This window comes from Ruegeria sp. CF3 (assembly GCF_056537365.1).
On the sequence record NZ_JBQFRK010000006.1, the window covers coordinates 156,822 to 179,092 of the forward strand.

General features: G+C 58.7%; 29 protein-coding genes. 8 read left to right on the forward strand and 21 right to left on the reverse strand.

Annotated elements, in window-relative coordinates; translation table 11 throughout:
• Positions 1 to 163: 163 nt before the first annotated feature.
• Entirely contained in the window at positions 164 to 1,792 is a 1,629-nt protein-coding gene (locus ACR0KC_RS18385) for an acyl-CoA synthetase (RefSeq protein ID WP_480772111.1), read from the forward strand.
• Here ACR0KC_RS18385 and ACR0KC_RS18390 read toward each other — a convergent pair.
• The 6 genes from ACR0KC_RS18390 to ACR0KC_RS18415 form a co-directional block, all read right to left on the reverse strand.
• Entirely contained in the window at positions 1,789 to 2,121 is a 333-nt protein-coding gene (locus ACR0KC_RS18390) for a DOPA 4,5-dioxygenase family protein (protein WP_170402428.1), read from the reverse strand. The genes ACR0KC_RS18385 and ACR0KC_RS18390 overlap by 4 nt on opposite strands.
• A gap of 88 nt (positions 2,122 to 2,209) precedes the next feature.
• Positions 2,210 to 2,848, reverse strand: a complete 639-nt coding sequence (gene maiA, locus ACR0KC_RS18395) for a maleylacetoacetate isomerase (protein WP_480772112.1) — start codon at positions 2,846 to 2,848, stop codon at positions 2,210 to 2,212.
• Between the two features lie 7 nt (positions 2,849 to 2,855).
• Complete coding sequence (locus ACR0KC_RS18400; RefSeq protein WP_480562532.1) at positions 2,856 to 3,398, reverse strand: VOC family protein; 543 nt, start codon at positions 3,396 to 3,398, stop codon at positions 2,856 to 2,858.
• Between the two features lie 4 nt (positions 3,399 to 3,402).
• A complete protein-coding gene (locus tag ACR0KC_RS18405; RefSeq protein WP_170392682.1) occupies positions 3,403 to 3,600 on the reverse strand; it encodes a DUF2783 domain-containing protein in 198 nt (65 codons plus the stop codon).
• Positions 3,601 to 3,605: 5 nt separating this feature from the next.
• On the reverse strand, positions 3,606 to 5,216 hold the full coding sequence (locus ACR0KC_RS18410; protein ID WP_170392681.1) for an FAD-dependent oxidoreductase: 1,611 nt from the start codon (positions 5,214 to 5,216) through the stop codon (positions 3,606 to 3,608).
• A 134-nt stretch (positions 5,217 to 5,350) separates the two neighbouring features.
• Positions 5,351 to 6,301: an MBL fold metallo-hydrolase gene (locus ACR0KC_RS18415; protein WP_170392680.1), complete on the reverse strand. Its 951-nt coding sequence runs from the start codon at positions 6,299 to 6,301 to the stop codon at positions 5,351 to 5,353.
• A gap of 52 nt (positions 6,302 to 6,353) precedes the next feature.
• On the opposite strand from ACR0KC_RS18415, the gene ACR0KC_RS18420 reads away from it, so the two are divergent.
• A complete protein-coding gene (locus tag ACR0KC_RS18420) occupies positions 6,354 to 6,917 on the forward strand; it encodes a DUF2585 domain-containing protein (RefSeq protein WP_170392679.1) in 564 nt (187 codons plus the stop codon).
• A 20-nt stretch (positions 6,918 to 6,937) separates the two neighbouring features.
• Here ACR0KC_RS18420 and fahA read toward each other — a convergent pair whose 3' ends face one another.
• Both fahA and ACR0KC_RS18430 read right to left on the reverse strand, forming a co-directional pair.
• Complete coding sequence (gene fahA / locus ACR0KC_RS18425; protein WP_170392678.1) at positions 6,938 to 8,197, reverse strand: fumarylacetoacetase; 1,260 nt, start codon at positions 8,195 to 8,197, stop codon at positions 6,938 to 6,940.
• 22 nt (positions 8,198 to 8,219) lie between these two features.
• Positions 8,220 to 8,843 (reverse strand): LysE family translocator, encoded by a 624-nt coding sequence (locus tag ACR0KC_RS18430; RefSeq protein ID WP_170609788.1) that lies wholly within the window; start codon positions 8,841 to 8,843, stop codon positions 8,220 to 8,222.
• A gap of 65 nt (positions 8,844 to 8,908) precedes the next feature.
• Here ACR0KC_RS18430 and ACR0KC_RS18435 point away from each other — a divergent pair, with 65 nt between their 5' ends.
• Positions 8,909 to 9,361, forward strand: a complete 453-nt coding sequence (locus ACR0KC_RS18435) for a MarR family winged helix-turn-helix transcriptional regulator (protein ID WP_170392676.1) — start codon at positions 8,909 to 8,911, stop codon at positions 9,359 to 9,361.
• A gap of 62 nt (positions 9,362 to 9,423) precedes the next feature.
• Positions 9,424 to 10,659, forward strand: coding sequence for an adenylate/guanylate cyclase domain-containing protein (locus tag ACR0KC_RS18440; protein WP_170392675.1), 1,236 nt, complete (start codon positions 9,424 to 9,426; stop codon positions 10,657 to 10,659).
• Between the two features lie 132 nt (positions 10,660 to 10,791).
• Here ACR0KC_RS18440 and ACR0KC_RS18445 read toward each other — a convergent pair whose 3' ends face one another.
• On the reverse strand, positions 10,792 to 11,601 hold the full coding sequence (locus ACR0KC_RS18445; protein ID WP_170402416.1) for a division plane positioning ATPase MipZ: 810 nt from the start codon (positions 11,599 to 11,601) through the stop codon (positions 10,792 to 10,794).
• A gap of 218 nt (positions 11,602 to 11,819) precedes the next feature.
• On the opposite strand from ACR0KC_RS18445, the gene ACR0KC_RS18450 reads away from it, so the two are divergent.
• The 3 genes from ACR0KC_RS18450 to ACR0KC_RS18460 all read left to right on the forward strand — a co-directional run bounded on the left by ACR0KC_RS18450 (position 11,820) and on the right by ACR0KC_RS18460 (position 15,144).
• Complete coding sequence (locus ACR0KC_RS18450) at positions 11,820 to 12,707, forward strand: AEC family transporter (protein WP_480567470.1); 888 nt, start codon at positions 11,820 to 11,822, stop codon at positions 12,705 to 12,707.
• A gap of 118 nt (positions 12,708 to 12,825) precedes the next feature.
• Positions 12,826 to 14,415 (forward strand): MFS transporter, encoded by a 1,590-nt coding sequence (locus tag ACR0KC_RS18455; RefSeq protein WP_170392671.1) that lies wholly within the window; start codon positions 12,826 to 12,828, stop codon positions 14,413 to 14,415.
• 51 nt (positions 14,416 to 14,466) lie between these two features.
• Positions 14,467 to 15,144: an SOS response-associated peptidase gene (locus ACR0KC_RS18460; RefSeq protein WP_480772114.1), complete on the forward strand. Its 678-nt coding sequence runs from the start codon at positions 14,467 to 14,469 to the stop codon at positions 15,142 to 15,144.
• A gap of 85 nt (positions 15,145 to 15,229) precedes the next feature.
• Here ACR0KC_RS18460 and rpmE read toward each other — a convergent pair whose 3' ends face one another.
• Both rpmE and rplS read right to left on the reverse strand, forming a co-directional pair.
• On the reverse strand, positions 15,230 to 15,451 hold the full coding sequence (gene rpmE, locus ACR0KC_RS18465; protein WP_170392669.1) for a 50S ribosomal protein L31: 222 nt from the start codon (positions 15,449 to 15,451) through the stop codon (positions 15,230 to 15,232).
• 11 nt (positions 15,452 to 15,462) lie between these two features.
• Positions 15,463 to 15,846: a 50S ribosomal protein L19 gene (gene rplS / locus ACR0KC_RS18470; RefSeq protein WP_170328369.1), complete on the reverse strand. Its 384-nt coding sequence runs from the start codon at positions 15,844 to 15,846 to the stop codon at positions 15,463 to 15,465.
• Between the two features lie 370 nt (positions 15,847 to 16,216).
• Here rplS and ACR0KC_RS18475 point away from each other — a divergent pair, with 370 nt between their 5' ends.
• Positions 16,217 to 17,017, forward strand: a complete 801-nt coding sequence (locus ACR0KC_RS18475; RefSeq protein ID WP_170402409.1) for a glycoside hydrolase family 25 protein — start codon at positions 16,217 to 16,219, stop codon at positions 17,015 to 17,017.
• A gap of 2 nt (positions 17,018 to 17,019) precedes the next feature.
• Here ACR0KC_RS18475 and trmD read toward each other — a convergent pair whose 3' ends face one another.
• The 10 genes from trmD to ACR0KC_RS18525 are packed head-to-tail and all read right to left on the reverse strand — an operon-like array spanning position 17,020 to position 22,249.
• Positions 17,020 to 17,823, reverse strand: coding sequence for a tRNA (guanosine(37)-N1)-methyltransferase TrmD (trmD, locus tag ACR0KC_RS18480; protein WP_170392667.1), 804 nt, complete (start codon positions 17,821 to 17,823; stop codon positions 17,020 to 17,022).
• A complete protein-coding gene (locus ACR0KC_RS18485) occupies positions 17,820 to 18,635 on the reverse strand; it encodes a hypothetical protein (protein ID WP_170425117.1) in 816 nt (271 codons plus the stop codon). Before ACR0KC_RS18485 ends, trmD begins: the two co-directional genes overlap by 4 nt.
• Positions 18,635 to 19,138 carry a ribosome maturation factor RimM gene (gene rimM, locus ACR0KC_RS18490; protein ID WP_480772115.1) on the reverse strand — a complete coding sequence of 168 codons (504 nt, stop codon included), beginning with the start codon at positions 19,136 to 19,138 and terminating at the stop codon, positions 18,635 to 18,637. The genes ACR0KC_RS18485 and rimM overlap by 1 nt, the downstream gene beginning before the upstream one ends.
• Entirely contained in the window at positions 19,131 to 19,277 is a 147-nt protein-coding gene (locus tag ACR0KC_RS18495) for a hypothetical protein (RefSeq protein WP_170392664.1), read from the reverse strand. Before ACR0KC_RS18495 ends, rimM begins: the two co-directional genes overlap by 8 nt.
• A gap of 2 nt (positions 19,278 to 19,279) precedes the next feature.
• Positions 19,280 to 19,915: a 5,6-dimethylbenzimidazole synthase gene (gene bluB, locus ACR0KC_RS18500; protein WP_170402403.1), complete on the reverse strand. Its 636-nt coding sequence runs from the start codon at positions 19,913 to 19,915 to the stop codon at positions 19,280 to 19,282.
• A gap of 12 nt (positions 19,916 to 19,927) precedes the next feature.
• A complete protein-coding gene (gene rpsP / locus ACR0KC_RS18505) occupies positions 19,928 to 20,317 on the reverse strand; it encodes a 30S ribosomal protein S16 (RefSeq protein WP_010437590.1) in 390 nt (129 codons plus the stop codon).
• A 42-nt stretch (positions 20,318 to 20,359) separates the two neighbouring features.
• On the reverse strand, positions 20,360 to 20,656 hold the full coding sequence (locus ACR0KC_RS18510; RefSeq protein ID WP_170392662.1) for a chorismate mutase: 297 nt from the start codon (positions 20,654 to 20,656) through the stop codon (positions 20,360 to 20,362).
• Positions 20,653 to 21,192 carry a GNAT family N-acetyltransferase gene (locus ACR0KC_RS18515; RefSeq protein ID WP_480772116.1) on the reverse strand — a complete coding sequence of 180 codons (540 nt, stop codon included), beginning with the start codon at positions 21,190 to 21,192 and terminating at the stop codon, positions 20,653 to 20,655. The genes ACR0KC_RS18510 and ACR0KC_RS18515 overlap by 4 nt, the downstream gene beginning before the upstream one ends.
• Positions 21,189 to 21,740 (reverse strand): GNAT family N-acetyltransferase, encoded by a 552-nt coding sequence (locus ACR0KC_RS18520; RefSeq protein ID WP_480772117.1) that lies wholly within the window; start codon positions 21,738 to 21,740, stop codon positions 21,189 to 21,191. Before ACR0KC_RS18520 ends, ACR0KC_RS18515 begins: the two co-directional genes overlap by 4 nt.
• Positions 21,737 to 22,249, reverse strand: a complete 513-nt coding sequence (locus ACR0KC_RS18525) for a GNAT family N-acetyltransferase (protein WP_170818882.1) — start codon at positions 22,247 to 22,249, stop codon at positions 21,737 to 21,739. Before ACR0KC_RS18525 ends, ACR0KC_RS18520 begins: the two co-directional genes overlap by 4 nt.
• Positions 22,250 to 22,271 lie beyond the last annotated feature (22 nt).

Genomic DNA, 22,271 nt, shown 5'->3' on the forward strand with positions numbered 1-22,271 from the left:
GTGACGTGATACTGCAGATCAACGCGAATGGTGCGCGTGAAGTAGGGCCAGATTAGCCCATAGGATATCTCCAGTGTAGCTCAAACGCGTATTAATACGGGTTTGTTATGACGTAAACTTTGTGCTCAATACGACAATCTGACGAGTTTGGGAGGATCGCCGGATGACAGCCACACCTATCTACCAGCAACATCTGGATAAAACCCCGGCGAATTTCACGCCGTTGTCTCCGCTGAGCTATCTTGAGCGGACGGCGGCAGTGTATCCGGATTACCCATCCGTTGTGTATGGCGAGCGCCGGTATAGCTGGGCAGAAACCTATGCGCGGAGCCGACGTCTGGCCAGCGCGCTGACTACGCGTGGCGTAGGCGTGGGCGATACAGTCTCGATCATCGCGGCCAATATCCCCGAGCTGTATGAGGCACATTTTGGCGTGCCCATGGCAGGGGCGGTGCTGAACGCGATCAACACGAGGCTGGATGCGCCGATCATCGCCTTCATTCTGAACCATGCCGAAGCCAAGGTTCTGCTGGTCGATCCCGAGTTTTCAGGCGTCGTGAAACAGGCGTTAGCGCAGGTGGATCACAACATTCTGGTGATCGACATCGAAGACGCCAGTTTTGACGGTGGCGAGCGATTGGGAGATCTGACCTATGAGGGTCTGCTGGCCGAGGGTGATCCAGAGTTCGACTGGTCTTTGCCCGCAGATGAATGGGATGCGATCACGCTGAACTATACCTCGGGCACCACCGGCAACCCCAAAGGTGTAGTCTATCACCACCGCGGCGCGGCGCTGAATGCAACATCGAACATTCTGACCTGGGGGATGCCGCAGCATTCGGTCTATCTGTGGACCTTGCCGATGTTCCACTGCAACGGCTGGTGTTTCCCGTGGACGATGGCGGCCAATGCGGGAACCTCCGTCTGCCTGCGCGCCGTACGGGACGAACCGATCTATCGCGCCTTCCGAGAAGAGGGTGTGACCCATTTCTGCGGCGCGCCGATCGTGCTGAACATGCTGGCCAATGCACCGGATCACCTCAAGGATTTCACGCAGCAGATCAAGGCGATGACCGCTGGCGCTCCACCGCCGGCCAAGGTGATCGAAGCGATGGAAGGGATGGGTGTTGAGGTTACCCATGTCTATGGGTTGACCGAGACTTATGGTCCATCCGTCGTCTGCGCGTGGAAGGACGAATGGAACGACAAGGGTGCAGAGGACCGCGCCGCGCTCAAGGTGCGTCAGGGTGTGAAATACGTGGCATTGTCTGGCTTGATGGTCGCAGACCCTGAAACCATGGAGCCTGTTCCTTCGGATGGCGAAACCATGGGTGAGATATTCATGCAGGGCAACATTGTCATGAAGGGCTATCTCAAGAACGCTGAGGCGACAGACAAAGCCTTCAAAGGCGGGTGGTTTGCCTCGGGCGATCTGGGCGTGATGCACCCGGATGGCTACATCGCGCTGAAGGATCGGTCCAAGGACATCATCATCTCGGGCGGCGAGAATATTTCATCGGTCGAGGTTGAGGATACGCTTTATAAACACCCGGCTGTTATGGAGGCGGCGGTGGTGGCCCGCCCGGATGAGAAATGGGGTGAAACGCCGTGTGCATTTGTTGAATTGAAACCGCAGGCAGAGGCGAATGAGGCGGAGATCATCGCTTTCTGCCGGGATCATATGGCCCATTTCAAAGCACCCAAGACGGTTGTGTTTGGGGCGTTGCCCAAGACGTCGACGGGGAAGATTCAGAAGTTCATCCTGCGCGACCGGGCGCGTGAATTGGCTTAATCGAAGATCGACAGATCAAGTGGCAGCATCTCGCCCATCCAGATAGCGCGATCCCGGTGATCAGCCAAGTGATCGCCGGTTTCTGGATGGGTGAAAATGGTCAGCCCTTGCCGGTTCAGGATCAGCCAGGGAAAGACCTGATCAAAGGCTTCGGCTGGAAAGCCCAGCTGGCAACTCCATCGCGGATGCGGGCCAACATTGCGCGCATGCATGTGGCCCATCTGGACAGCGGGAAACAGACGCGCGGCCTCTTCACAGACCTGCCGTGCCGTGTCCTGAGTGTCGGCGTCGAAATAGACATGGGCGTGGTAGCCGGTGATCTTGGGCATGGGGTTCTCCATCTGTCGTTGCATAGAAACCTAAGGACGGCGCGAGGATTTGTGCACCCGCACCGCCACACAGACTCTGTGCGCCGGTTCAGAGCGGAGCGTGCAGGTCAGGATGGGCTGCGGCAAAGGCCGAATGCTCGGCGCAGACGGCCTCGAGTGCTGTCAGGCGTGGCATATCGGATAGATCAACTTCCCACCGGCGCGCATTATAAAGCTGTGGGATCAGGCAGATATCGGCCAGGCCCGGCGTTTCACCGGTGCAGAACGGGGATTGATCAAAGCCGCCCAGCAGCGATACAAACGCGAGCAGACCCGGCCGGATGAAGTGACGCATCCAGTCGCCGGGCATGTCGCCTGCACCTTGGCTGAGCGCGGTGGCATGTTTGGCAACCGACAGATTGCAGACCGGATGGATATCCACCGCGATACTGTGCGCCAATGCCCGCGCCGCGGCTCGCTTGGCCGGATCGGTTGGCAGCAGACCCAGTTCGCGGGTCTCATCCAGATAATCGATGATCGCCAGCGATTGGGTCAACCGAACCCCATCGATATCCAGCACCGGGACCAGACCTTGCGGGTTGCGGTCCAAATGATCCGGGGCGCGATGCGCCCCGTTCACCAGATCCACGACGACCGGGCGGTAGGTGATCCCAGCCAGATTCAGTGCAATCCGCACCCGGTAACTGGCGGACGAACGCCAGTAATCAAACAGAACCACTTCGGACATACGATGGTTAGCCTTTGCTTAGTTCCTTGGCATGCAGCCAGTCGGCATGCTGAGGGGCTCGTTTTGTGCGCGACCATTCTTCGAGCATATCCCATTTGACCGAATCCAGCCGGGCCAGCATGGCCTCTTCCTCGGGGTCGGGGCAAGCCAGTTCCACCCGGTGACCGTTCGGATCGAAGAAATAGATCGAATGAAAGATCGAATGATCCGTGACACCCAGAACCTCGACGCCGTTGGCTTCGAGATGGTCCTTGAATGCGATCAGCTCATCACGGTCCTTCACCTTGAATGCGATGTGCTGCACCCAAACCGGCGTGTTGGGATCGCGCCCCATTTCCGGCTTGGTAGGCAGCTCAAAAAACGCCAGCACATTGCCATTTCCGGCATCCAGAAACAGGTGCATGTAGGGATCAGGTTCATGGGTGGAAGGCACATGGTCTTCGGCAATCGCCAGAATGAAATCCATGTTCAGCATCTTGCCATACCATTCTACGGTCTCTTTCGCGTCCTTGCAGCGATAGGCGACGTGGTGAATCTGTTCGATTTTCATGGGCTTACTCCTGTTTCAGGGCTGCGGCGTCCAACGCCTGCTTCAGCACCGCGTTGTCGCCGATGTGGTTTGCCAGAACCAGCACAAGGCGCGCGTTGAACGCATCGCTTTCGGCTTTCTCAAGCCCTTCATGGGCGGCCACCAGATCGGCATAGAAATCGTCTGCCTGGGTCAGATTGGATGAGAGGATCAGATCAGCCATGTCGCTTACTCCTTGCCTGTGGCGCGGCGCACCGCGTGCCGGAATGCATTTTCTTCGTAGGTGTCGCGGCGGGCGGCCACGTGCTGATCGGGACGGATCAGATAAACCGCTCCGCTGGCATCGCCTAAATAGCGGCGCTTCAGCGTTAGGGTCGGGTCGTCTTTGACCGAGAGTGCCAGGCGTTTGACGATGATGCCATCGACCTCGATCTCATCTGGTGCATCGGCGTCGATGGTCAGCAGCGTGAACTGTCCAGCCAGTTTAGGCAGTAGAAAGCCGTCACCCAAAGGCGCATCGGGGCAGGACGCTCCGGGACGCGTCTGCGTCGGCCCGTTCAACGCATCCGCCGAATTCAACGACGAGCCGTCATAGACGCAAGGTACGCTCAGGCGGCCAGAATTCACCATCGGGCGGGCGAAGTCATAGTGCTCGCTCAAGTCCAGCACCGCGTCGCGCAGGATGCGTGACATCTGCGATTTCGGGGTGATGAAATCGGTCGAGCGGGTTGAGTTCAGGATATTCTCGTCCGCGCCGTGAATGCGTTCCTGATCGTAACTGTCCAGCAAAGATTCAGGGGCGTTGCCCTCAATCACCAGTTTCAGTTTCCAGCACAGGTTGTCGGTATCCTGCACGCCCGAGTTTGCGCCCCGTGCGCCAAACGGGCTGACCTGATGGGCACTGTCACCGGCAAAGATCACGCGGCCATGGCGGAATTGCTCCATCCGGCGGCACTGGAAGGTGTAGATGCTGACCCATTCCAGCTCGAAATTTACCTCCTCGCCCAGCATGGCCTTGAGGCGCGGGATCACGTTTTCCGGGCGCTTTTCGCGTTCCTTGTCGATATCCCATCCCAGTTGCAGATCGATGCGCCAGACGCCATCGGGTTGTTTATGCAGCAACGCAGATTGGCCTTTGTTGAACGGCGGATCGAACCAGAACCAGCGTTCCGAGGGGAAATCGGCCTCCATAATCACATCAGCGATCAGGAAGTTGTCTTCGAACACGCGGCCGACAAAATCCTTACCCATCATTGCGCGCATGGGTGAGCCCGCGCCGTCGCAGGCGATGACCCAATCCGCCTCGATGGTGTATGAACCCTCAGGCGTTTCGACCTCAAGCTTGACGTGATCGGGGTGGGTTCCAACGGCTTCGACCTTGTTGCGGCCGCGGATTTCGATCGGTGCACCCTGCGCTTGCAATTCGCGGACGCGGTCGACCAGAAACTGCTCGAAATAGTATTGCTGCAGGTTGATGAAGGCCGGGCGCTGATCGCCGCTGTCGGGCTGCAGGTCGAACTCGTAGACCTGACGTTCGTCGAAGAACACCTTGCCCTTGTTCCAAAGAACGCCCTTATCCACCATCGGCTGCCCGCAGCCCAGACGGTCGAGGATTTCCAGCGGGCGCTTGGCAAAACAAATGGCGCGGCTGCCGAAGCTGACCTTGTCGTTGTCGTCCAGCACCAGCACCTCGACCCCTTGCTGGGCCAGATCGATGGCGGCGGCCAGACCCACCGGACCGGCCCCGACAACGATGACCTTGTGGCGCACGGGCGCTGGCGCGGATTGATCCGGGCTGGCCTCGTAGGCATAAAGTGGAACTTCAAAAATCTTGTTCACTCTCTCTCTCCCATTTCTGGCGCATCGGGCGCACCTCATCTGTTCCCCGGCGCAGTTGCGCCGGAGGTCTTGCGTTAGAGTTTCACCGTCAAATCCGGGCCGCCACGATCTGGATCAAATCCGGCCCGGAATTCTTAGCCCTGCAGGGCCTCCCACATCTCCAGATCGCGCTGGGCGGTCCAGATACGGGGCGTGTCGATGCCGCGGGCCTCGTCATAGGCGCGGGCAACATTGAAGGGCAGGCAGTGTTCGTAGATCGCATAGTCGGCGAATTTTGGGTCGCATTCTGCGCGCACGGCGTCCCAGGCTTCTTTCAGCGAACCGCCACGCGCCGCGACCTTTGCTGCCGGGCGGTAGGTGCTTTCCACGAAATCGCGGGTGTTTTTGATGGCCGCGTTGACCATGTCTTTACCGACCAGAGCGTCGCCGCGCCCCGGCGCGATAGCGTCTACGTCGAACCACTTGATCTCATCCAGCGTATCGCCCCAGTCGCTGAAATGCCCGTCGCCGCAATAGCAAGCCGAGTGGTATTCGACGATATCACCGGTGAACATGACATTCTGATCGGGCACGTGGATGACGATATCGCCAGCGGTATGCGCACGGCCCAGATGCATCAGGTCGATCCGGCGGTTGCCCAGATAAACCGTCATAGTGTCGCTGAAGGTGGTGGTGGGCCATGTGAGGCCGGGGATGCTTTCGTGTCCTTCAAAGAGACGCGGGAAGCGTTGGAATTCGCTGTCCCAGTCTTCCTGACCGCGTTCAACCACCATGGCGCGCGCCATATCCGACATCAGGATCTGTTGCGCACCAAAGGCGCTCGCGCCCAGCACGCGTACTGCGTGGTAATGGGTCAGCGCCACATGGGTGATCGGCTTGTCAGTCACCGACCGCACGCATTCGATCACCTTGTTGGCCAGACGCGGCGTCGCCTGCGCCTCGACAATCATCACGCTGTCATCGCCGATGATCACGCCCGAGTTCGGGTCGCCTTCGGCGGTGAAGGCATAGAGCCCTTCGCCCACCTCGGTGAAGCTGATTTTCTTTTCCGACATGTCCCCCTGGGACGCAAATGCCTTGGTCATATCAGTGATTTCCCTTCTGGACAGCGACTGGCTTTGATGATGTTGTCGCCATATGTTTGAGCGTCGATTTTTGCCCTATTGGGCAACCGCTTGTGTTGTCATTGCCTGCGCCATCATCCTGCTGTGGATGGGCCGCGAACCGATTTGCAAATGCGGTTATGTCAAGCTGTGGCATGGTGAAACCTTCAGTTCCGAAAGCTCGCAGCATCTGACCGATTGGTACACGCCCAGCCACATCATTCATGGCTTTCTGTTTTACGGTCTTCTGTGGCTGGTGGCGCGCCGCCTTGCCGTTGGCTGGCGGTTGTTCATCGCCACCTTGATAGAAGTCGCGTGGGAGATTTCCGAGAACACCAATGCCGTGATCGAACATTACCGCGCGGTCACGATCTCGCTGGATTACTACGGCGACAGTGTCGTCAACTCGATCGCCGATATTGGCGCGATGATGCTGGGGTTCTGGTTGGCGCGTCGCCTGCCGATCTGGATGACGGTCACCATTGCGCTGGGGTTCGAGATCGTGACCACCGCGCTGATCCGCGATGGTCTGACGCTGAACGTGCTGATGCTGCTTTATCCCATCGAGGCCGTTAAGGACTGGCAGAGCGCGCTCTGAATATGCGGACTGGACCTGCATCAATCTCTGGCGAATGGATTTTCGAGTGCGGGCAGCACGGTGCCGGTGCAATCGCCGAACCCGATGGTATAGCCGTCGCCCTTGGCTGCGCCGGTCAGGGTCAGCGTGTCCCCGTTCTCGATGAAGGTGCGGGTCTCGCCTGTGTCCAGCGTCAGTGGCTCTTTCCCGCCCCAGCTGAGTTCCAGAAGTGATCCGCGCTCTGGCTTGTTCGGCCCCGAAATGGTGCCGGACCCCAACAGGTCGCCCGTGTTCATCGGACACCCAGACGTCGAGTGATGCGCCAACTGCTGCGCCGCCGAGTAATACATCTCGCGATAATTGGTTCGTGCGATGGTCGTGGCGTCTTTATTCTCGGGCGCCATCGTCACGGCCAAATCGATGTCATAGAGCATCGGGCCGCAATCCTTCAGGTGGTCCAGCAGGGCAAACTCACGATCGGGCGTATCGCAACGGAACGGTTCCAGCGCCGCTTTGGTCACGATCCACGGGCTGATCGAGGTCGCGGTCGCCTTGGCCTGAAATGGCCCCAGCGGCTGGTATTCCCAGGCCTGAATATCGCGCGCGGACCAGTCGTTTAGCAGGACATAGCCAAAGATGTTGTCATCGGCTTCCTGCACTGAAATTGGGCCGTCAGACGGTGTGCCCACGATTGCACCCATCTCTAGTTCGATATCAAATCGACGGCTGGGCAGGAAAGCAGGCAGGTCCTGATCGGGCGATTTCAACTGACCCCAGGGGCGACGGATATCTGTGCCTGAAACGACAACAGACGACGCGCGGCCGTTATAGCCGATGGGGATGTGCAGCCAGTTCGGCGGCAATGCGTTTTCCGGGCCGCGGAACATGGTGCCCACGTTCTGGGCATGGTGGCGGCCCGCGTAGAAATCGGTGTATTCGCTGACGGCAAAGGGCATGTGCATCTCGGCCTCGTCCTGCGGGATCAGCAGACCTTCGATCTTGTGCTGTTCGTCCGAATCTTCAGCCAATAGCGTAGAAAGGCGGTCGCGCAATGCAGCCCATACGGCAGGGCCTTCTTCCATTAGCGGATTCCAGAAGGGCAGATCGAACAGCGGCTCATCCGACAGCGCGATTAATCCATCAGCTTCGGCAGCAGTCACGTCGAAGATCATGTCGCCGATGGCAACGCCGCAGCGGGGCTCGGTGGTTTCGGTCGAGAACACGCCATAAGGCAGGTTGTTCAGCGGGAAGGGGTGGTCGGCGGAATTGGCCGATGCGACCCAGGATTTCTTCAAAGGCATATTGCGTCCTTATGTCTTTCGGTTACGAGGCGGCGCGCAGGGATTTGAAGCCCAGCAGGACTGCCGCCAATATCATGAAGCTGCCACCGATCCGGTCGAGCCAAAGCCTTGCCGGCCCCTGCAGGCGCCGGGCCAGCCAACTGGCAGTGGAGCCATAGGCCATCAGAAACAACCCGTCTATGATCAGATATGTGGCCGAGAGGATGGCGAATTGCGGCCAGAATGGCAGCGCGCCATCGATGAACAGCGGAAACAGAGCGGCGAAGAACACCACCGCCTTGGGATTCGCGGCAGAGGTGATGAAGCCCTGCATCCAGAGCGCCCTGCGGCTGGCACGTAGCGCATCGTTGGTTTCGGCAACACGTGCCTTCACGATTTGCTTGACGCCGAGATAGACCAGATAGGCCACGCCCAACCACTTGATCACGGTAAAGGCGGTCCCGGACGTGGCGATCAGGGCAGCCAGACCCAGACCGGCGGCCAACATTTGAAAGAAATTGGCCGTCAAATCACCCGCAGCGGTAAAAAAACCTCGCCACAGCCCATTGGTTGCCGAGTTCGACAGCATCAGCAACTGGCTTGGCCCCGGTGTGCTCATCAGCAACAACACCGTCGCCACATAGGTGATCCAGATATCAAAACTCATCTCGTCTCCGGTGATCCTTCAACTTGTCACTTGTCGAATAATAGTTGATTTTGTAACTAACAAGGATGACCCAGCCTAAAAATGACCAAAAAGATGAGTTTGATTTGCGAAATTTCCTGCCGTTCCTGTTGAATCAGGCGGCCGAGGAAAGTTCGCTTGAGTTTCAGCGCGTTTACAAGGATCGCTACGGAATGCTGCGCACCGAATGGCGGGTGCTGTTTCATCTGGGCAATCATGGTGAGATGACCGCACGCGACATTGTTGAGCGTGCCAAAATCCACAAAACCAAGGTCAGCCGTGCGGTCAGCCGATTGCAACAGCGCCGATATTTGCAAAGGTTGCGGGATGAAAATGACCGGCGGGTTGAGCGGCTATCGCTGACCTCGGCTGGCCAGAAGGTTTATCGTGAGCTAAGCGGTATCGCGCAGGATTATGATCAGAAACTGGCATCGCGTTTCACCACGGGTGAGGCCGCATTGCTGCGCATGATGCTGCGACGTCTGGCCGGAATGGATTAGGGTACTGGTAATCCGGTACAGCTGCCCCCAGATCAACGTCATAACGGACACAGGAACGACACATGACAGCGCCGGATTCCCCAACGGCAAAATCCCATGATCTGATAGATTGGTTGGTGACCCGAGGCCTGGAAGGGGCCGACAAACAAGAACTTTTGGACGGGTATTGCACCCGTTTGGTTGATCTTGGTGTGCCCTTGATGCGCTTTCATGCGGCGCAACCGGCCTTGCATCCCGTCTATGGCGGAACGGGCTATAGCTGGTACCGCAGCAAAGGAAGTAATCTGGAAACCTTCGAGTATTCCGAAGAGCCCAGTGAAGTTTGGACACAAAGTCCGCTGTATGCCGTATTGCACGAAGATATCGATGCTATCCGTGAACGGCTGGTCGACCAGAACGAACCCAGCCGCTTTCCTCTGCTAAACGAGTTGCGGGAAAACGGAGCCACGGACTACTACGCGACTGGCATCAGCTTTGATGTGCCGGCTCAACGCAACCCCTATGATGCGAAAGAGGCAATCGATGGCGTCTTGATGTCCTGGTCCAGCAATGCGCCGGAAGGATTCTGCGACGATGATCTGGACGTGATCAATACGGCGTTACCGCATCTGGGGCTGGCTCTGAAGTCAGCCTCGAACGCGCGGGTGTCGAAAGATTTGATGCGGGTTTATCTGGGCCGCGATGCCGGTCGTCGGGTCTTGTCCGGTGAAATCCGTCGCGGGTCACTGCAGCAGATCGATGCGGTGATCTGGAACTTCGATCTAGAAGGGTTCACCAGCCTGTCAGAAGAGATGCCAGGGATCGAAGTCATAGATATGCTGAATGACTACCTGGGTGTGGTGGTCGATGTTGTTCATCAATGCGAAGGCAACATCCTGAAGTTCATGGGCGACGGTGTCATGGCGATGTTTGATGTCGGCGAGATCGATGCCGATGCCCGCGCTGCGCTGGCTGCGGCGACCATGCTGCAAGAGCGTATGGCCGAATTGAACACTCAGCGGAGTTCACGGGGACAACCGGTTTCGAACTATACGCTGGCATTGCACTCTGGTGAGATCCTCTATGGAAACATCGGCTCCGAAAGTCGGCTGGATTTCACGGTAATTGGTCCGGCGGTCAACCAGACGTCCAGAATTGCGGGGATGCATCGGTCACTGGGGCAGCGCATCCTGATTTCCGACGATGTAGCCCGCGCGGCCCATCCCTGCGATCAGGATCTGATCTCGGTCGGTCGCTATATGTTGCGGGGCGTGGCAGAGCCGAAAGAGCTGTTTACGATTTACAGAACGGCGGGCTAACCGATCACCGACACCTGTGCCAACGCGTGCGACTGCTGCTGCGCACGATTTCATAGAATGAAATCGATCCGGAAACTTTTAAATTTTCCGGGGTCTTGGGCGGATATGTTGGGTAATTCGAGCTGTGGTCGCTCAGAAATCGATCTCAACACCCGGCAAGCTCAGTTCCTTCATCATGTCGCGCAGTTCCTGGCGTGCGGCGATGTTGGAGATATTGAGCTGCTTGACCCCGATATCCTTGAGGTCCAGCAAAGTCAGTCCGCGCGGGAACAACTCGCGGAAAATCACTCGCTCGGAAAAGCCCGAGGCGACGCGGAAGCCGATGCGCTGTGACAGCATCTCGATCGCGCGTTGCATCTTTTCCTTGTTGACCATGCGCTGGGTGCCGACCCGGTTGCGGACGACGACCCAGTCGATCGGTTTCAGCCCAGCTTGGGCGCGCAGTTGGCGGGCATTCCAGACCATCTCGGAATAGACTGAGGGGCCAAGGATTCTCTCACCTTTGGAATCGATCCGCGCCAGCAGGTCAAAATCGATGAAACTGTCGTTCAGCGGTGTAATCAGCGTATCGGCCAGCGAATGTGCAACCTGGCTGAGTCGAGTGTGCGAACCGGGGCAGTCGATCAGGATGAAATCGCTATCGCTTTCCAGTTCGGCCACGGCGGCTGAAAGGCGGTGGTCATAGATGTTTTCACCGGGTTGCAGAGCGCTGGCGTCAATCTCGGGCAGGTCGTGGTGGCGTGGGCTGGGCAGAGACAGGTCCGAGCCGTTCAGGAAGTTCAAGCGGTTCTCGAAATAACGACCCAGACTGCGCTGCCGCAGGTCAAGATCGAGTGTGCTGACCTTGTGCCCCAGCCGTGCCAATGCAGTGGCCACATGCATCGACACGGTTGATTTGCCTGCGCCGCCCTTTTCGTTCCCGACCACAATGATATGTGCCATGCCTGTATTCCCAAGTCCCGCCGTGTTTGCCTACACGTTGTTGGCAGCCACTATATGTTGTGTAGGCCGGGAAGGGAAGAACCTCGGGCCGTCTTGAGCGGTATTATCAAGCCTCAAATTGGAAAAGTGCTTGGTACTTGGGGGTTAGGGTAAATCCTTGCCAAACACACACCCCTGATTCACTGTCCATCCTATGGATTTGTGATCGAGGGCAGCCATTGGATCATCTGTTTCTGAACGTTTTGAACGTGGTTCTGCCTGTCCTGATTTGCGCTGGAATCGGTTACGCTCTGGCTTTGATCAGGGCCCCCTATGACAACAAGGTTATTGGCGGGATCGTCTCGCGGGTCGGGTATCCGACGCTGATTATCTCGCACCTTTCAACCACCCAGATTGCGGTCGGCACCTTTCTTGATGTCATGATGGCCGCCGCTTTGGCGATTGCAGGTTTTGGGCTGTTGGGGCTTGTCGCGCTCAAACTGATGCGGCTGCCGGTGCGGGCATTTCTGACGCCACTGATGCATGGCAATGTCGGCAATATCGGCCTGCCCATTACCCTTTTGGCGCTGGGCGATGCGGGTATGGCCTATACGATGGCATTTGTGGTGGTTGTGCTGATCAGTATCTTCACGATCGGCATGTGGATTCCGGCCGGAGAGTTCTCGCCCAAGAAACTGGCGACTTCGCCGATTATTTACGCGGTCGCACTGTCGCTGGTGTTGATGGCGACGGGCACCAGCCTGCCGCAACCGGTGGCCAAATCCTTTGATATTCTGGGAGGTCTTTCAATCCCGCTGATGTTGCTGACGCTGGGCCACACGCTGGCGACCCTGCGGATCAAAAGCCTTGGCCGAGCCGTTTTGCTGACAGCGCTGCACCTGCTGATGGCTGCGGTGATTGCCAGCGCGTTGGTCTGGAGCTTCGGCTTCACCGGGGCTGAGCGGGGCGCGGTGATCCTGTGCTGTTTGATGCCATCCTCTGTCGCGACCTATTTGTTTATCGATCAGCATGTGCCGGAATACGGACCCGATGTGGCCGGGTTCATTCTGGTTTCGACTCTGTCCACGATCCTAGTGCTGCCAGTGGCGCTGTCCTACTGGATCTAATAGGCGCTGGGCGCGCAGCGCGCTAAAAACAGTATCTATCAGCAAAAAACCGTTTAATAATAGGCACAACACGGTGCCCGAAGGGCCAGCGCGCTATTCCTGAACGGGGGACAGGCAGATGCCAAAAGACGTCACTGAGGACATATCCGGCGCGGGAGGGGCACGTCTGGTTCTGGTGATGACCGCGCTGTGCATGATGGTTGTTGGCTTCAACACAACCGCCGTTGCGACGATCCTGCCAAATCTGAAGGCCGAGTTCGATCTGTCGCCTTCCAGCCTGCAATGGGTGATGGCGATCTATACAGTGGTTAGCGCGACCCTCGTCACCATCGTCAGCCGACTTGGCGATATCACCGGCAAGATGGGCGTCTTCTTTGCCGGAATGATCGTGTTCGGTCTTGGCTCGGCCCTTGTATTGTTTTCGCAGGATGCAGCCATGTTGCTGGCAGGCCGCGGGGCCCAAGGTGCCGGGGCGGCAGCGCTGTTTGGCACCTCGCTTTCGCTGCTAACTGCCGCCACGCCCGAGGAACAACGGGCCAGCGTCACCGGTGCCTGGGGCGCAATCGTCGGGCTGGCAATCGGCGTTGGTCCGATTGTTGGCGGCGCGTTTGCACATTACCTCAGCTGGCGCGGCGTATTTGCCACCGATCTTGCGCTGCTGATCGTGGCGTTTGCGGTCGGGTTGCGGGTCAGCAAAGAGCATTACGTCCCCGACACCCGTCTTGCAGGCGCAAAGTTCGATCTTGCGGGTGCAGTCGCATTGGTCCTGCTGCTTGGCCCGCTATCCTTCGCGCTCAGCAACGGGGAAAGCCACGGATGGGCCACAAGATCGACCCTGATCCCGCTTGCCGTGTCGGCTGTAGCGGTGATTGCACTGATCATCACCTCGCGCCGCAGCGCGGACCCTCTGATCGAGCTGCGCTACTTCCGCCACCCCCGTTATTTCATGGCGGCGGCAGGGATGTTCATTACCGGCTTCGCGCTGTTCAGCTTTTTCGTCTATTTCAACGTCTTCGTGCAATCGCCAGATGCGTTTGGCCTGTCCGCTGTTGGGGCGGGGGTGGCGATCCTGCCGTTGAGCCTCAGTATGTTCGTCGTGTCTGTGGTGGCTCCGCGTTTTCTTGCACCTTACAGTTTTCGATGGCCGGTGATCCTGGGCATGGGGTTCATGACCTGTGGGTTCATGCTGTTGACGACAACGACGAACACAACAGGCATGGGTGCGATTTGGTGGAAGCTGGTGATTATCGGGATCGGGCTTGGCATCGGTTTTTCGTTATTGCCGCGTCTCGGGCTGCGCTTGTTGCCGGAAGAACATATGGGGCAGGGCTCGGGCGTAGTGAATGCGTTCCTTTATTTTGGGGCCACGCTTGGTGCGGTTGTCGGCGGGTTGGCTGAAGCGATCACCACCCGGCGCGGCCTGACCGAAGTGATCAACGCCTTGCCCACCGGGTCCGAGCAACGGGCCGACCTGGCCCATGCACTGACACATGGCACCGCCAGTCAGGTGCAGCAGCTTATAGCGGCGCTTGATCCGACCACGGGCGAAGCGTTGGCGCGCGCCTTACGAGATCTGCAGGATGATGCATTTAACAGTGCCATGCTTGTCGCCGCTATCGCTGCGCTTTTGGGGATGATCCTGGCTGCCGTAATGCTGCGAGGCCCCGTGCCTCCACCGCACAGCGCGGTTGATCTGACAAGGGACTGATCGTCGGTGGGGCCACTTGTGACCGGCACCCAATCGGCCTAGGCTTTTGCCATGTGTGGAAAATTTGCAGCCGGTCACCTGACACAGCGGGAAATGCTGGCAATTACCGAGTATTTTCTCTACGGCAAGGTCTCGCCTGATCTGCCCGAACAGCTGCCTTCGGGTGGGTACAATGTGTCTCCGACCAATCGGGTTGGCATGGTCCGTTGGGACGGCGACCGGGCCGAGCTGGCGACGGCGCGCTGGCAGATCAAGGACCCGCGCAGCAAGAAGCCGATGATCAATTCGAAGATCGAAAATGTCAGCTTCTGGCAGCAATACTGGAACAAGGGGCGCTGTCTTATTCCGGCGCTGGGATATTACGAGTGGCCCAAGGACCAGGGCCATGATTGCCCGGTCTACATCACGGTTCAGCGCAATGCCCCGGTGATGTTTTTTGCGGGGTTTTACAGGACTGATGACAGCAGCCATAGCTGCACTATCCTGACCCGGACACCCAGCCCGCAGATCGCGCATATTCACAACCGCATGCCAGTGATCCTGACCCCGGATGAGATCGAAAACTGGCTATCAGGCGTCACGACCGCGCAAGAGGCGCAGCAGTCGTTGGGCACGCAGTACGAAGGCCGGTTTGAATATCACACCGTCAAACCCATCAAACGCGGAGCTGAGGGCGAAGATATGATTGAGCCTTACGCGCCCCCGGTCCAGACCGGGTTTGATTTCTGAAACAGCCGCAAAGTGCAGTGGCGCAATTCCAAAACAAAAAAGGCCGCCCAAATGGACGGCCTTTCGCATTTCAACCAGGTCGGGATTAGAAGCCCAGACCTTCGTATTTCTTCTTGAACTTCGACACGCGGCCGCCTGCGTCCATCAGGCGCGACGAACCACCGGTCCATGCGGGGTGCACGGAAGGGTCGATTTCCAGAGCCAACTGGTCGCCTTCGCTGCCCCAGGTGGATTTCATCTGAACCACAGAGCCATCGGTCATTTTGACGTTGATGACGTGATAATCGGGATGGATGTCTTTTTTCATCTTTCCGCTCCTTACGCCTCGGCGCCAGCCTTGGGCTTGTAGTTGGTGACTTCTGCGATACGCGCGGATTTACCACGGCGCGAGCGCAGGTAGTAAAGTTTGGCGCGACGAACGCGGCCACGGCGGACAACGGTGATGCTGTCGATATTGGTCGAATGCAGCGGGAACACACGCTCCACGCCTTCGCCAAACGAAATCTTGCGAACGGTGAACGAACCGGCGATGCCGCTGCCACCTTTGCGCGCGATGCAGACGCCTTCATAGTTCTGCACACGGGTACGCGACCCTTCGGTCACTTTAAAGCCGACACGGATGGTGTCACCGGCTTTGAAATCGGGGATGTCTTTCCCCAGGGCGGCAATCTGTTCCGCCTCAAGCTGTGCGATTAGGTCCATCGCAGTTACTCCTATATGCTCGCGGTTGGTCCACGAAGTTTGGGCACGGCCTGAGAGCTCTTGGTCTTCACCGGGTCCTGCGTACAGCCCGCCAGAGGTCAGATCGAATGTTCCTTTTGGTCCGGTCCGCCCTGTCGCGCCGTGGCCGAAGAAAGCCGGGCGTCACGTCAGGATGCAAACCAAAAAGCCGGAGTCGCGTAACGCCACACCGGATTGGGCTGCTTTACGGGCTTTGTGGGCGGGGATCAAGCCTTATTCTTGGTGAAACAGGTGAGTTTTTGCCACCCGTCAAATCCACCGTTGCCTTGTTCACCAGATCAGGCATTCTGGGGTTAATTATAAGAGCAGATATTTGATACAGGATCATAAGATGCGCAAAGCACTTCTGCTGGCCGTTATGGCGCTTGCACTTGTCTCATGTGGTCGCCGCGGCCCGCAACCTCAGGCGGTTGAGCCGCAGGCCTTCGCGGACACGACCCCGCCTTCGATCATCTACCCCGCCTTTGGTGACGCTGACCCGCACCCTTGGGAAGGTCGCCACCCCGGCCAGTACCCCGTGCACGGGCTGGATGTCTCGCGTTGGCAGGGGCCGATTGATTGGCGCACCGCGCAGAAGAACGGTGTCAGCTTTGCCTTCATCAAAGCCACCGAGGGCGGAGATTTTACCGACCCGATGTTCGACGAGCACCGACGCGGCGCACAAGCTGCCGGAGTGCCGTGGGGGGCCTATCACTATTACTATTTCTGCCGACCGGCCCAAGAACAGGCGCGTTGGTTCATCCAGAACGTGCCCAAAGGGGCCGACCTGCCGCATGTGCTGGATATGGAATGGACGCCCCATTCCAAAACCTGCACCCTGCGCCCTGATGGCCGAACCGTTCGGGCCGAGGCGCAGCGGTTCCTTGATATTCTCGAGCGCCACTATGGCCGACGCCCGATTGTCTACACGACGGTAGATTTCTACGGCGACACCGATATCGGACGACTTCCCAAAACTGAGTTCTGGCTGCGCTCGGTCGCGGGCCACCCGCGCAACGTTTATCCAGGCTCGGTCTGGCGGTTCTGGCAATACACCGGCACCGGGCTGGTGCCGGGGGTTCAGGGTAAGGTGGACATCAACACCTTCAACGGCACACCGGAAACCTGGGCGTTGTGGAAGGCAACCCGTTAGTCTTAGCCCTTATCTTCTGATTTTCGATAGGCGTCCCACAGATCCGGCCGCCGTTCGCGGGTGATCTGTTCCGACATTTCATGACGCCAATCCGCAATGCGTCCATGGTGGCCTGACATCAGGATCTCGGGGATCGGGCGGCCTTTCCAGTCGGCGGGGCGGGTGTATTGCGGATGCTCCAATAAGCCAGAGGAAAAGCTCTCCTCCTCGGCTGAGGCCTGATTGCCCAGAACGCCCGGGATCAGCCGCACGGTGGCGTCGATCAGGGCCTGCGCGGCGATTTCACCCCCGGTCATGACAAAATCACCCAAGCTGATCTCTTGCACGCCGTAATGTTCCAGCACCCGCTCATCGACGCCTTCGAAACGACCACATAGCAGTGTCATGCCATCGCAGCGAGCCAGGTTTTGCATCATTTTCTGATCCATCCGACGCCCACGTGGGCTGAGGTAGATCAACGGCCAGTTGCCCCGGATGCCCGCCATCGTATGCTCAATGGCCTCACCCAGCACATCGGCACGCAGCACCATGCCCGCACCGCCGCCCGCAGGGGTGTCATCCACATTGCGGTGCTTGCCGATCCCGAATTGGCGCAAATCCACAGTTTCCAACTGCCATAGCCCTTCTTGCAGGGCCTTGCCGGTCAGGCTTTCGCCCAGAACACCGGGGAAGGCAGATGGGAACAACGTGATGATCTTGGCCTTCCACACCCCGTGCAGATCGGGCGTCGGCGTCATCAACTCGCGCGGCTTCAACGTTGGACGGATGGCTTTGCGGCCATGGGACTTTCCGGGTTTATCTGTCATCTCGAGCCGATCAGATCGTTCTGGGTGCTTTGAACCAAAGCCGTCTTTTGATCGATCAGCGCAGCATCGTCCAGATCGGATCGGTTCATTTCCAGCATCTGCTGCAAGACATCCTCGGGCAGGCGTGGGTTTGATCGGGTCGGGCCTACCAATTCGGCGGCTTTGTCCGCAGGCAGGTCAAGGAATTCAGCAAAAGTGCTTCCAAGCCCATGTCGCTGGCCCTGCAGGTCTTCCAGCCATTCGGTGCGGACCGAGACCGAGGGCAAACGGTCGCGCACAGCCGCAGCAGCAATCTGAGGCGACGGCACCGGTTCAAGCCGGGCGCGAAAGGTCTCAAAATCCTGAATCAGGCGCGATCGTTGCAGATCATGCGCCCACAGGCTGCGTAGCCAGCTTCCCCGTTGGCGCAGCGAGTAGTAGATCGTGATATGCACCTCTTCCCCGGCAAACCGGTCGCGGATCAGGCCGACAAGGCACGAGGCAAGCTCGGGCGCGGCCTCATATCCCACCGCGACATTGCGGCTAGGGCGCAGGCCCGAGAAATTCTCTTCGCTCAGAACCAGCCCGCGCTTCTGGCCGAATTCCAGTGAATTCAGGAAGTGCCGCATCTGATCCTTGAAATCGCTCATCGCGCCGGGGGTGCCGTAGACGGAATAGCGTGTGGCTGCTTCGGACAAGCCGGTTTTGCGGGTCCGATAGGGCAGGACCAACGCATGGTGCGGCCAGATCAGTGAGCGGTTTTCGAACAGAAAGGACTGTGCCGCCGTTGTCCCGGTCTTGTGCAGACCCAGATGCAGCAACACGCGGCGCATTACAGCAGGCCCTCGGGCGGGTCGGCGATGATGCGGCCTTTTTCCAGATCAACGGTCGGAACGGATTCGAGTGTAAACGGCAGCAGCACGGTGGCCTTTAAGCCCGGACCGTGCAGTTCCAACAGATCCGCCGCGCCGTGATTTTGAACCGATTTCACCCGGCCCAGCAGCGTGCCGCCGGTATCATAAACCTCAAGCCCGATAAGGTCGGTGTGGTAAAACTCATCATCCGGCAGCGACGGCAATTGATCGCGCCGCGCATAAAGGCGCAGACCGTTCAGCGCATCCGCCGCTTCCTTCGTCTCAATGCCACCCAGCCGGGCGGAAAAGCCGTTCTTGATCGCGCGGGTCAGGACTACGGGATAGCGCTCTTTACCTTCTTCGTCTGTCAGCGGCGAATAGCCTTCGATATCCTCGGGGACGGCACAGAAACTTTTCAGCCGCACCTCGCCGCGCACCCCATACGAGCCCGCGATGCTGCCTACGCAGATCAGATCACTCATTTCGACCATCCGTCACACATAGCCCGTCCCGCCATTGTCCGATCACCTCGCACGCCTCGCGCTGGTTCGAGCGTTCGAAGAATACGCCCACAATAAATGCGATCGCCAGCAGGATGGGAAGACGTAACAATCCGAACATGTCTAGCGCACCTCGATGGGCAGAGAGGTGTCTCTGCATTCCCAGCCGACCTGCTCCAGTTCCGGCGTATCGGATTGGGCCTCGGGCCAGCCCAAGCAGAAATATCCGATCAACCGCCAGTCCTCGGGGACATCCAGATCGCGCACCATCTGGTCCGGGTCGAGGATCGAGACCCAACCCAGCCCCAGCCCTTCTGCCCGTAAGGCAAGCCAGAACAGGGTGATGGCAGAGACCACAGAATAGCGCCGCATCTCGGGCATAGTACCTGCGCCCAGACCTTGACCCTTGTCGGTGGCATCGTCGCAGAACACGGCCAGCTGCACCGGAGCTTCTTTCATCCCGGACAGTTTCAGCTGGCTGTACAGCTGCGCCTTTTCGCCGGAATACCCGCTCAGCGCCCGCTCGTTGGCCGCTTGGAAATTCTTCAGCGCCGCGTCGCGCGCGGCCTGACTTTCGATGCGGATCACGCGCCAGGGTTCGCTGAGCCCAACAGAAGGGGCCAGTCGAAACGCGTCGAGGCAGCGCGTGAGCACTGCCTCGTCAATTGCATCGGTGCGAAACCGGCGCACATCACGCCGGAGCCGCATCAACAGATCGAACTGCGTGCGAAAATCGTCGGAAAAGGCCTGATCCTGCACGCGCCCGACTGCTTATTCTTCTGCAGCAGCTTCTTCAGCCGGTGCAGCAGCCGCTTCGGCAGCTTCAGCAGCCTTGGCAGCTTTCTCTTCCGCGCGTTCCTGAGCTTTCTTGCCCGGAGTGCCCTTGTTGGGGTTGTTGCGCTCGGCCTTGTCACGGGCGCCGGCAGCTTCCAGCATGCGTGCGATCCGGTCGGTGGGCTGTGCGCCCTGATCCAGCCAGTACTGGATGCGCTCCATGTTCATTTTCACGCGCTCTTCGCTGTCTTTCGGCAGCAGCGGGTTGTAGGTGCCCAGTTTTTCGATGAAACGACCATCGCGCGGCATACGGCTATCAGCCGCAACAATGCGATAGAAGGGACGCTTTTTCGAGCCGCCGCGGGCGAGACGAATTTTCATTGCCATGGTGGTATCTCCTTTGAATGGCGTATCCGGTGCTAGACCGGCTTAGTTCTGGTGTTTCTTGTGGTGTCGGATGACTTCCTGAATGATGAAATTCAGAAAAGCCTTGGCGAAATCGGGGTCCAGATCGGCCTCTTTCGCCAGGTCTTCTAACCGTGCGATCTGCGCAGCCTCGCGCGACGGATCGGACGGGGGAAGGTCGTGTGCGGCCTTGAGCTTGCCAACGGCCTGCGTGTGCTTGAACCGCTCGCCCAGCGTATAGACCAGGATCGCATCCAGCCGGTCGATGCTTTCTCGATGGTCTTTCAACAGCGCAGCAGCCTGTGTCACGGGGTTGTTCATTGGCCGGTCCTTTCGGTGGTCAAATCAATCTGCGGATGACGCCAGATCTGAGCGTGCTTGCCCAAAAGCTCGGCTCTCTCAATCTCCAGCGTTGCGCCGAGGCGTTCGGCCAAAGCGCGCGAGCGGTCATTGGCATGGGCGATGTAGGAAATCACACCGTTCAGCCCCTGATGCCGAGCTGCATAGTCGCGTGCAGCCGCGGCGGCCTCAAAGCCCAGACCTTTGCCTTCGGCCTCTGCCATCAGCGTCCAGCCCAGCTCGGGCTCGGCCCAGCCGGGTACGTAGATCATGCCTGCCCATCCCACGAATGCGCCGCTGGCCTTTTCAGTCAAATGCCACAGACCATAACCGCGCAGCGCCCAATGACCCAATCTGTTCGAAAGAGAGCTCCAGCTTCCAAGAGCGTCCTTGGGACCACCAACCATATGGCTGCGCTCGGTCGCGTAGAACACGGTCATCGCAGGCAGATCGTCCAGATGCGGCGCGCGAAGGATCAGGCGATCGGTTTCGACGGTGGGTATAGTGAACGAGGTCATGCGTATGCCTCCACGCCACCATTTATCAGATCGGCAGGCGCAGAATGACGCCAGACCTGCATCGCCCCGAAAGCCGGGTGTTCGAACATATATTCAAACTGCGCGCCCAGCCGTTCCGCGACAGCCTTGCTGCCCAGGTTATCCGGATCGATCAGCGAGATTGCGGTTTCCCAGCCCAGCACGTCATAGGCATGCGCGCGCGCGGCCAGCGCCGCTTCGGTCGCATAGCCCTTGCCGGTCGCGTGGTTCATCAGGGTCCAGCCAATTTCGGGCTCGGGCCAGCTATGCGGGTTCCACAAGCCAACATGGCCTACATAGGTGCCCGTGTCTTTTTCCTCGACACCCCAGAAGCCATATCCCCGCATCGCCCAGTGGCCTAACAGCATCGCAACAGCGCGCCATGTCTCATCCGGGCGTTTCGGGCCGCCGACGAATTTCGAGGCGTCGCTGGCAAAAAACTCTGCCTCAGCCTCAAAATCGGCCTCGCAGGGGGCCCGCATGATCAGGCGTTCGGTTTCCAGCGTTGGTATGGCCATGGCAAGTGTCATGCCTGCACCTCGCCGTATCGCCAGACATGCTGGGTTGGACCAAAGGCGCTTTCGGCAACGGCGTCGCGCGTTGCACCCAGACGCTGAGCCAAAGCGTTCGAACGAGCGTTGGACTGCGAAACGTAGCTTACGAACTGGCCGGACCCGAGCAGATCGAAGCCAAAATCGCGAACGGCGCTGCACGCTTCGGTCGCGTAACCTTGCATGCGGAACTTGCTATCGAACATATAGCCAAGCTCGGGCTCGTGATCGTCCCATTCGAGGCCCAGAATGACGAAGCCAATGACCTGATCATCGTCTTTAAACGTGACGGTGAACAAGCCGTGACCATGCAAAAGCCAGCCTGATGTGTAGTAGGAAAACTCAGTCCAGGCGTCTTGCTCGGTATCGCCAAAGCTGTCCTTGCAGATCGATGTCCACACCGGCAGGTCGTCCAGAGTGGGTGCACGCAGAACCAGCCGCCGGGTCTCAATGACCGGCAGGGCCGCGCGATACTGCGCTGCTGCCATCGCCGCCTTTCCGGACGGGGGC